This window comes from Nocardia sp. 852002-20019_SCH5090214 (genome assembly GCF_001665865.1).
GTDB lineage: Bacteria > Actinomycetota > Actinomycetes > Mycobacteriales > Mycobacteriaceae > Nocardia > Nocardia nova.
Map to the genome: position 1 here is coordinate 82,529 of NZ_LZMK01000186.1, position 9,558 is coordinate 92,086.

Here is a 9,558-nt window from a genome sequence, read left to right on the forward strand (position 1 = left end):
GTCATCGGCGCCGCGCTCGCTGGGCGGTTTCGCGGTCGGTGACGATCTGCTTGCGGCGTTGTGTCATCGCTTCGGCGGGTGAGGCGGTGCCGGCGATCGCGTCGAAGACCGCACGGGCGTCCTCGAGCGCGTCACGGGCTCCGACCCCGGCCGCCGGAGTGATCGCGTGGTCGGCGTCGCCGATCAGGATCACCGAATCCTGCGGTGCGCGTGCGCCTTCCAGCGGGACGTTGCGGGCGTTGCTGACGTGCACGAGTTCCGTCCGCGACAGGAAGGCCGAAACCAGCGCCCGGCTGGAAGGCGTTGCGGCCAGGACGGTTTCGGCCCACTCGTCGACCGGCCGCATCCCGATATCGTCGCGAGTACCGGGGAGGGGATCGCGCGGGATCCGCACGAACCACAGGGCTGCGGGGTCCTCGGGGCGCCAGATGTGGCCGAAAGTACTTCCGGCACTGCCGTCTTCGGCGACCTCGGCGAAGAAGTGGAGGACCGCGGGGGTCGTGGGCGGCGGCGGATCCAATGGCGTGCCGGTCATTCCGTACAGCACGACATCACCGGCGTAGACCGGTGTGCGTGCGGGTTCCAGCGCGGCCCGGACGACGGAGTCGATACCGTCGGCGCCGATCAGCAGCTCCTCGGTGGTGACGACGTCGGAGCCCCGCCGGATCGTGTGATCGTCGTCGCTCACCGTCACTTCGGTGATCGGCTCGCCGTAGCGCAGGTCGGCGCCGGAGCGCGCGACGAATTCCGAGAGCACGCCCATGAGGTTGCGGCGCAACCAGAAACGATGTCCGCGGCTGGGCATTTCGCTGCGCCGGCCGCGACTGTCCTCGTAGTCGAGTCCCGCGAGCGGATAGGACACCTCGTGCAGCGCCGAGCGATCGACGCCCATCGCCTCCATCGCATCGTGTCCGCGCCCGTCGATGAACAGAAACGCCCCGGCTCCGGGACCCGGGCGCTGTTGTTCGTAGAGCGCGACCCGATGCCCTTGCCGCGCGAGACCACCGGCCAGGCAACTGCCCGCGATCCCGCCACCGATAACGCTCATCATGTCCTGCGACCTCCCAGCGTTGTCGTGCCGGCGGCCATCCGCCGGAACAGGCACTTGTCCAGAGTGCCACGCGCATCGCAACATTCGCCGAGGACTGATCGACTCTCCTCAGCTGGGCGGAATTCGCTTCAAGCTGCCCACACTGAGCGATCCGTTCCCCTCGCCGCGCAGCGCCGCCTCCGCCGCGCGGACGTAGCCGGCCGGATCTTTGTCGACGGGCACGACGCCCGCGTAGTTGCGCGCCTCGTACGCCGCGAAGGCCACGGCGAGCTGATGGCGGCGCTGCAGTCCGGCCAGGCGGCGAAAGTCGGTGAGCCCCTCGCGCTCCTCCTCGGCCATATGGTCGCCGTTGGCCAGGTTCGCCGCCGCGACAGCCGCATACCACTCGTCGGTGCCCACCTGGTGCCGCCCTACGTCGGCGACCGCATCCCTGATCTCGTTGTGGTCGTGGATGGCGTCGAGTGTCTCGTCCTCCGCCCCGCTCGCACGCCGCGCCGCGATCCCGACCTGCAGCAGCGCGGGATAGAAGATCTCCTCCTCGGCCTGCGCATGCAGCTCGAGAAACGCCGCCAGCCGGTCCCAGATCGCCCCCAGCGCACCGGTGTCCCTGCGATCGATCTGCTCCAGGATCGCGAACAGCCGCCGCTGCTCATGATGGTCGTCGAGGATCAACTGGGTGATATCCACATTTCCTCCCTGACACCGCATCGCAGGCAAGTACCGGACCCGAGGACCGGCTGCCGCGCAGGTAGCCGGGACGTCCCCTGGAACCCGACCATAACGCACCGCCGACGACGCTCACATCTCCCTGCAGTTCACGCCGAAAATTGCGCCCGGCGGCGAACAAGTCCTCGATACCGGGGCCGGCGATACTCTCGGCGATGTTTGCTCAGCCGAGGCCGACGAGATCGGCCGAGGCAGTCCACAGTTCGTCGATGAGGCGGCGGTTGTGTGCTTGCGGGGACTCGGGGCCTCGCGCTCGGTGCCGATGGAAGTAGACGCCGTTGATTTCCGGGTCGGCGCCGCGGCCGGCCAGTTCGATCAGGGGTTCGGCGCCGCGGGCGGGGGTGATCGTTCCGACGTGGCGCAGTGGGGTGCGGTAGAGCAGGCCGACGGCGCGGGAGTCGCGGCCGAAGCTCGACGCCACAGGACCGGGATGTACTGCGGCGGAGACGATTCCGTCCGACGACCAGCGCTGCGCGATACCGCGGGTGAACATGATGTTCATCAGCTTGCTCGTCCCGTAGGCGCGCCATCCGAAGGCGCGGCGGCGCCGGTAGTCGAGGTCGGAGATGTCGACGTGCCCGAACAGGTTGCCGACGCTCGCGGTGTTCAGCACGAGCGCGCCGTTGGCGGCGAGCTTGTCGTGCAGCAGATTGGTCAGCAGAAACGGGGCCAAATGGTTGATCTGGAAATTGGGTTCGTGCCCGTCGACGGTCCGCTGTCGCGGCTCGAAGAGACCGCCCGCGTTGTTGAGCAGCACGTCGATCGAGCCAACATGGTCACCGATCTGCTCGGCGAGACCGCGCACATCGTCGAGAACGGCGAAATCGGCCGTGAAGGCGGTCGCACCGGTGTCGGCGGTCACCGTGGCAAGTTTCTGCGCCGACCTGCCGACGATGACGAGGTCGACGTCCGGGGCGGCCAGCGCCCGGGCGGTCACCGCTCCGATGCCGTCGCTGGCACCGGTTATGACGATCGTGCGTCGCGAGTTCGAGGATCGGCTATCTGTCACCAGGGTCTCCAGTCGGTGGATGCGTGGCGTGCGCCTTCCGTATGCCACCAGCTTAGAATTCGGTCGACGATCGGCGCGCGTCTCTGCATCCAGCCGACGTGATCGTTACTCGCGCCCTCAGGTACCTGGCCCTTGCCATCGCGCCGCCGACCGCGGCGAATCGACGAATCGAACATCACCCGGAACCTCCCGGACCGGGGCAGCGCAAAACCGACATGGGCAACCGCGATGCCACCGAGACCGACGATGTCCACCACCTGACTCCGGGGACATCGTGTCGACCGACCGAACGAGGAACCCCCGGGGCGGCCCACAGCGGTACCGGTGTGGTGTAGTGCCGACGACGCTGTGCGGCGATAAGCCGAGCCGCACCGCCGCCACGAAACCCGGGTCGCCGTTCACGCCGACCGTCGCCGCGATGTGCTGCGGCAACGTACCCCGGTTCGGGCGGTGCCGGTGACGTCGTTACTTTCATCCGATCCAGCCACGCCGAACATTCAACTTTCTACGTTGCTGTCAGCGTATGCACCGACGGAGCGACCGACCCGAGTAGACCGCTACTCGAATTTCGCGGTGGCTTCCCGCATTTCGCTGCGCAGGCCCCGTCGTCGGCATGCGCGAGGTGGCGCTGCACGTCACTGTGTGTCGTGCTGACGAGCATTCCGCAGTGCGTCGCGCGCGCGGTCGAACACGGCCAGTGGTGGTCCGGCCACGAGGTTGGCAGCACGCGATTCACCCGCGTGTGGGTGCGGGCGGGTAGGTGCGATGGCCTCGGCGCCTCGGACCGTATTGGCCATGTGGGTCAGCTGGGTCCCCGAAAACGACTGGCGGAGTAAGGCGAATTCTTCCTTTTCCTCGTGTTCGGCGTGCGCGAGCACCGCTCGAGCGAATGCCGAGAGTTTGGCGTCGAATTCCGGGTTGTCCACGCCCAGGTCGTAGAGTTCGGCGAGGTCGCGCTTCGCCTCGTTCTCCTCTGCCAGCCTGTTCTCCACCATCGGCTTCGCACCGAACTGCGCGCGCGCAGCTGCCGGATGGACGACTTCTTCCTCGGCGGTCTCGTGCACCGCCAGCAGCCGTACCAGCTCCTCGAACAGGTTCTGCTTGTCGTCAGGTCCGGCGCGCAACTTGTCGAAGAGATCTTCGATCTGTCGATGCTGCGCGATCAACAGGTCTACGACATCCGCTTTGTCCGCGCTCATCTACCAACACCTTCTTCTGCCGGGAATGAATTGTTTCGACGCCGGTCGGCGCAGGAAGCCGAGGTCGGCGCAGGAAGCCGAGGTCGGCGCTATACGGCCGCACTACCCGCCCCGGCCCCTCGTATTCAGCCGGGAACACCCTCACGCTGCGCGAGCCGCTCTCGTTGCGGGATCACTGTGTACTTCGGATCCTCGGCGGACGCGACGCCGGCGTGGAAGATGCCGAACCGGGTGCACGCCGAACCTGCCACCGCGGCGGCGCCGCCGATGATCGCCGCGGTCCTCGACCGTCGGCCCCCGACTCCCCCGACGACCGCGCCGAACACCGATAATGCCTTGGCGGCGTTCATCAATCGGCCCGCGGTCCCCTGATGCAGTGGCTCTGCCGACAATCCCATGCGGCGGCTCATCACCTCACCGGCGGCCAATTCGGTTGCGGCACCGAGGATCAGGGCGCGCCTGGCGGGGCCCGCCTCGTGCGCGGGCGAGGCGAGGACCGCCAGTCCGCCCGCCGCGGTGGCGGCCGAGCCGACGAATACGAACGGCATTTCGCGATATCCGTCGTGCCAGGTCGGCACCGCGGTGTCCGACATCAGCGCGGCGGTGTAGGAGGCGACGGCCGGGCCGACGACGCCGGCCCCGACGGTCGCGGCTCTGCCGACACGGGGAAACCATCCGGTGATCTCCGTGGCCGCGGCGACTCCCGCCAACGGACCGTAGGTGGCCAGGATCCAGGAACCGACGCTCATCGGCGAACTCGGCTTGAAGACTCGCAGCATCCGAACGAATCGTTCCGGGCGGCCGAGGTCGTGGATTAGCGCCACCAGGGAGGCGAGGATCGCGGCCAGCCCGCTGACCTTGGTGACGCGGGCCATTTTCCGGCGGCCGGTCAATTCCGCGCCCATCGCCAGCACCGACGATCCGCCTGCCAGCCCCCCGAGGAACAGGTAACCGGCGATATCGCGGGCCTCCCACGTCGGCTTGTTGAGTATCGGCTTGCCGTAATAGGACTCGAAGTGCGCGTCGGGCACCATCTTCTTCTCGCCCCGGCCGCGTCCCCGCCGGCGCCGCGGCAACCGATTCACGTCTCCGGTGACGGCCGTTCGATCAGGTGGCGCAGACCGATCCTGCGGTATGCCGGTCTGCCTCTCGTGCTCGCTCATCGTCGCCCTTTCAGGAACGTCGCCGACAGCCCGCCGAGCATGCCCAACGCCGCGATGCCGACGTTGCGCCACATGGCCGGTAGGTCACGGGTGGTGACGAGCGGGTCCGGCGGCAGGCCGTACACCTCCGGTTTGTCGAGCAGCAGGAAAAACGCCCCGGTGCCGCCGACGCCGTCGTCGGGATCCTGCCCGTACAGCCGGGCATCCGTGACGCCGGCGTCGTGGAGCTGCCGGACGCGCTCTTCGGCGCGCTCGCGCAGCTGCGACAGTTCGCCGAACTGAATGGAATCGGTGGGACAGGTTTTGGCGCAGGCGGGCTCCATTCCGTCGCCGAGCCGGTCGTAGCACAGCGTGCACTTCCATACCCGGCCGTCGTCCTCGCGCTGGTCGATGACGCCGTACGGGCAGGCCGGCACGCAGTATCCGCAACCGTTGCAGATGTCTTCCTGCACCACGACCGTTCCGAACTCGGTTCGAAACAGCGCCCCGGTCGGGCAGACATCGAGGCATGCCGCATGCGTGCAGTGCTTGCACACATCCGACGACATCAGCCAGCGGAATTCGCCACGCTCCCCGTCACCGTCCCCCGGTTTGGTGGAGCTCGGCATTCCGAGATCCACCACCTCGGCGGTATTCGCCTGTGCCGCAATCGGTTTGCGCTGTTCGACGAATGCGACGTGGCGCCAGGTGTCGGCGCCCAGCCCGCCGGTGTTGTCGTAGGACATGCCGGTGAAGTTCAAACCGTCGTCGGGAACGTGGTTCCACTCCTTGCACGCCACCTCGCAGGCCTTGCAGCCGATGCACACCGTGGTGTCGGTGAAAAATCCCATCCGCGGGTGCTGATCCGGGTAGCCACCGCCGTGTGGCGGGTCGTCGGCGGTCAGGTCTCGTTCGAGGTCCATGCTCACACTCCCGTGCCGGTCTTGTCGGTGACTCCTGCTCGCCGCTGGTAGTCGGCGACCATCGCGGTCGCATCGGCGCCGCGCGGGCGACGTCCGGGCCGGATGTCGACGGTGAATGCCTTGACCTCCTGGATGTGCGAATTGGGATCCAGCACAACCGAAGACAGTTCATTGGCGGCATCCCCCGTACTGAGCCCATTGGGTCCCCAGTGGTACGGCAGGCCGACGTGGTGCACGGTGCGGTCGGACACGGTCAGCGGCGTCATCCGGTCGGTGACCAGCACCCGGGCCTCGATCACCGCACGCGGGCTGACGATCGTCGCCCACTCGCCGTTGACCAGGCCCCGTTCGGTCGCGAGTTCGGGTGAGACCTCGCAGAACATTTCCGGCTGCAGCTCCGACAGGTACGGAGTCCAGCGCGACATGCCGCCCGCGGTGAACTGTTCGGTGAGCCGGTAGGTGGTCGCCACGTAGGGGTAGACCCGAGCGCCCGCCTCGCCGGCATCGGGCGCGTAGCGATTCCGGGGGTCCGAGAACACCATTCGTGCCGGACTTCGCTGCTGTCCGTAGAGCTCGTTGCGCACCGGTGAGTCCTGCGGCTCGTAGTGGGTCGGCAGCGGTCCGTCGGCGAGGCCGGCCGGGACGTACAACCACCCCTTGCCGTCGGCCTGCATGATGAACGGGTCGATGCCCGACAACGCGTCCACACCCGCGGCGTCGTCGCCGGGCCGGTAATCCGGTGACTTGGTCACCTGGAAATCCGGCACATCCAGGCCCGTCCACTTCTGCTGGCCGGCGTCCCACCACACGAGCTTCTTGCGTTCGCTCCACGGGGATCCGTCGGGTGCGGCCGAACAGCGGTTGTACATGATTCTGCGGTTGTCGGGCCATGCCCAGGCCCATTCGAGCGCGACCCAGTCCTGCTCGGTCTGTGGTTTGCGGCGTGCCGCCTGATTCACGCCGTCCTTGCGGACTCCGCAGTAGATCCAGCATCCGCACGTGGTCGAGCCGTCGTTGCGCAGCTGCGTATAGCTCTGCAAGGGGTTGCCCTGCCCGTCGAAGCCGTTGATCTCGGCCAGCACGGCGTCGGCGTCGGGTTCGGCGGTATCGCCCAGAGTCGGGTAGTCCCAGGTGAGGTCGAGGATCGGACGGTCTCGCGGGTCGGTGGAACCGGACAGCTTCTCGCGGATGATGCGCCCGAGGTGATAGGTGAACCACAGGTCGCTGCGGGCGTCGCCGTCGGGTTCGACGGCCTGGTCGTGCCACTGCAGCAGGCGGTTGGTGTTGGTGAAGCTGCCCGACTTCTCGGTGTGCGCGGCGGCGGGGAAGAAGAACACCTCGGTGCCGTTGTCTTCCGTGCGGATCTCACCGGTCTCTGTCTCGGGACCGTCCTTCCACCAGGTCGCGCTCTCGATCAACGAAAAATCGCGCACCACAAGCCAATCCAGATTCGCCATGCCCAGCCGCTGCAGCGTGGCGTTCGCCGAGCCGACGGCCGGGTTCTCCCCCAACAGGAAATAGCCCTTGCACCGCCCTTCCAGTTGCTCGAAGACGGTGTCGTAGGTGCTGTGCGAGCCGGTGAGCCGGGGCAGATAGTCGAAGCAGAATTCGTTGTCCGCGGTCGCCGCATCACCCCACCACGCCTTGAGCAAGCTGACCAGATAGTCGTCCATATTCGCCCAGAAGCCGATGCGCGCGGCATGGGAGTCGATGAAATCGGCGCGGCTCTGCCGCGGCATCGCGTACGGCATCGGGATATAGCCGGGCAGCAGATTGAACAGCGTCGGGATATCGCTGGAACCTTGAATACTGGCGTGCCCGCGCAGGGCCTGAATACCGCCGCCGGGCCGGCCCATATTGCCGAGCAGCATCTGCAGCACGCAGGCGGCGCGAATGAATTGGCTGCCCGTGCTGTGCTGAGTCCAGCCGACGGCGTAGACGAATTCACTGGTGCGCTCGGGACCGGAGTTCTCGGTCAGATGCCGGCAGACTTCGAAAAAGGTCTCCGGCGGGATGCCGCAGATGCGGTGCACCGTCTCGGGTGTGTAGCGGGCGTAGTGGCGCTTGAGGATCTGGAAGACGCAGCGCGGATGTTGCAACGTCTCGTCGCGAACGAACTCGCCCTCCAGCGCCGCGCCGCCCATGCCGTGCTGCTCGGGACGTCCGGCGGAACGGACGTCGTCTTCCTTGTGCGGCTCGCCGGATCCGCGGCCACGCTGCCCCGACGCCGAGGCCACGTCGACGCCTTCGTATTGCCATTCGGCGCTCTTGTAGTGCCGGGCCTCGGGTTCGAAACCGGAGAACAGGCCGTCGAGGTCTTCGGTATCGCCGAATTCCTCGTCGACGATCGTCGCCGCATTGGTGTAGTTGACGACGAATTCGCGGAAGTACTTGTCCTCGGAGAGAACATGATTGATGATTCCGCCCAGGAATGCCACATCGGTGCCGGCGCGGATCGGAACGTGCAGGTCCGCCAGCGCGCTGGTGCGTGTGAAGCGGGGATCGACGTGGATGACCACGGCGCCGCGCGCCTTACCTTCCATCACCCACTGGAAGCCGACCGGATGGCATTCGGCGAAATTGGATCCCTCGATGATGATGCAGTCGGCATGCTGCAGGTCCTGCAGGAAGGTCGTGGCCCCGCCTCGACCGAACGAGGTGCCCAGCCCGACGACGGTCGAGCTGTGGCAGACCCTGGCCTGGTTCTCGATCTGCACGACGCCGAGCGCGGTGAACAGCTTCTTGATCAGGTAGTTCTCTTCGTTGTCGAGCGTGGCTCCGCCGAGACTCGCGATTCCCATCGTGCGGGCGGTGCGATTGCCGTCAACCTCGTCCTGCCAGTACGCGCGCCGGGTGGCGATCACCCGATCAGCCACCATGTCCATCGCCCGCTCGAGACCGATCGGTTGCCAGTCGGTGGCGTGCGGCGGCCGATAGAGGACCTGATGGCGCCGGGCCTCCCCGGTCGTCAACTGCAGGCTCGCCGCACCTTTCGGGCACAGTCGTCCGCGGCTGACCGGTGAGTCCGGATTACCTTCGATCTGAACGACCTTCTCGTCTTTGACGTAGACCCGCTGCGAACACCCCACACCGCAGTACGGGCACACCGACGTCACGACACGGTCGGCGTCGGTCGTTCTGGCCTGCAACGATCGACTGTGCTCGGACTGCGCGGCGGCCGCCTTGCCGAGGGGGTCTTCGCCGGTCAACTGCCGGTAGACCGGCCACTCCGTGATCCACTGACGTATACCCACCGCGGCTCCTCGGCTCGGTCGTCGAAGTCCTCGCCGTGCTACCCGCGATCTCCGGACTCAAACGTGCCCCACCGAGATCCCGGCATTGTCGCGGTGGAGGCCTGCCGCGCCGCAGCGGTTGGGGTTCACGCCTACTGCTACGGCGGGCACGCCATGAGCGGTGAAATCTCAGGTCAATGCGCGCAGGCGCGGGGCGAGGTCGCGGGCGAACAGATCCAGGAAACGACGCTGATCGTGGCCCGGGGCATGGAAGA

General features: G+C 67.1%; 8 protein-coding genes and 1 pseudogene. All 9 read right to left on the reverse strand.

Annotated features, from left to right (window positions below):
• Position 1: 1 nt before the first annotated feature.
• Positions 2-1,051, reverse strand: a complete 1,050-nt coding sequence (locus A5780_RS15110; protein ID WP_064908745.1) for an NAD(P)/FAD-dependent oxidoreductase — start codon at positions 1,049-1,051, stop codon at positions 2-4.
• A 108-nt stretch (positions 1,052-1,159) separates the two neighbouring features.
• The gene (locus A5780_RS15115; RefSeq protein ID WP_064908746.1) at positions 1,160-1,738 is read right to left on the reverse strand and encodes a hemerythrin domain-containing protein; all 579 of its coding nucleotides are present in this window, start codon (positions 1,736-1,738) and stop codon (positions 1,160-1,162) included.
• 202 nt (positions 1,739-1,940) lie between these two features.
• A complete protein-coding gene (locus A5780_RS15120) occupies positions 1,941-2,786 on the reverse strand; it encodes an SDR family NAD(P)-dependent oxidoreductase (RefSeq protein WP_063017175.1) in 846 nt (281 codons plus the stop codon).
• Complete coding sequence (locus A5780_RS40025; protein ID WP_156769507.1) at positions 2,783-3,043, reverse strand: hypothetical protein; 261 nt, start codon at positions 3,041-3,043, stop codon at positions 2,783-2,785. The genes A5780_RS15120 and A5780_RS40025 overlap by 4 nt, the downstream gene beginning before the upstream one ends.
• A gap of 378 nt (positions 3,044-3,421) precedes the next feature.
• Positions 3,422-3,985, reverse strand: a complete 564-nt coding sequence (locus tag A5780_RS15125) for a hemerythrin domain-containing protein (protein ID WP_064908747.1) — start codon at positions 3,983-3,985, stop codon at positions 3,422-3,424.
• 125 nt (positions 3,986-4,110) lie between these two features.
• Positions 4,111-5,070, reverse strand: coding sequence for an NrfD/PsrC family molybdoenzyme membrane anchor subunit (nrfD, locus tag A5780_RS15130; RefSeq protein ID WP_231982961.1), 960 nt, complete (start codon positions 5,068-5,070; stop codon positions 4,111-4,113).
• Between the two features lie 74 nt (positions 5,071-5,144).
• Positions 5,145-6,050 (reverse strand): 4Fe-4S dicluster domain-containing protein, encoded by a 906-nt coding sequence (locus A5780_RS15135; protein ID WP_082976483.1) that lies wholly within the window; start codon positions 6,048-6,050, stop codon positions 5,145-5,147.
• Between the two features lie 2 nt (positions 6,051-6,052).
• Positions 6,053-9,304: a formate dehydrogenase gene (fdh, locus tag A5780_RS15140; RefSeq protein ID WP_064908748.1), complete on the reverse strand. Its 3,252-nt coding sequence runs from the start codon at positions 9,302-9,304 to the stop codon at positions 6,053-6,055.
• A gap of 168 nt (positions 9,305-9,472) precedes the next feature.
• Positions 9,473-9,558 (reverse strand): annotated as a pseudogene (locus tag A5780_RS39145) (F420-dependent glucose-6-phosphate dehydrogenase); the annotation flags it as partial.

Excerpts from the sequence above, each read along its gene's own strand:
- A5780_RS15135 (WP_082976483.1), bottom strand. The coding sequence starts at position 6,050 with ATGGACCTCGAACGAGACCTGACCGCCGACGACCCGCCACACGGCGGT.
- A5780_RS15125 (WP_064908747.1), bottom strand. The coding sequence starts at position 3,985 with ATGAGCGCGGACAAAGCGGATGTCGTAGACCTGTTGATCGCGCAGCAT.
- A5780_RS15110 (WP_064908745.1), bottom strand. The coding sequence starts at position 1,051 with ATGATGAGCGTTATCGGTGGCGGGATCGCGGGCAGTTGCCTGGCCGGT.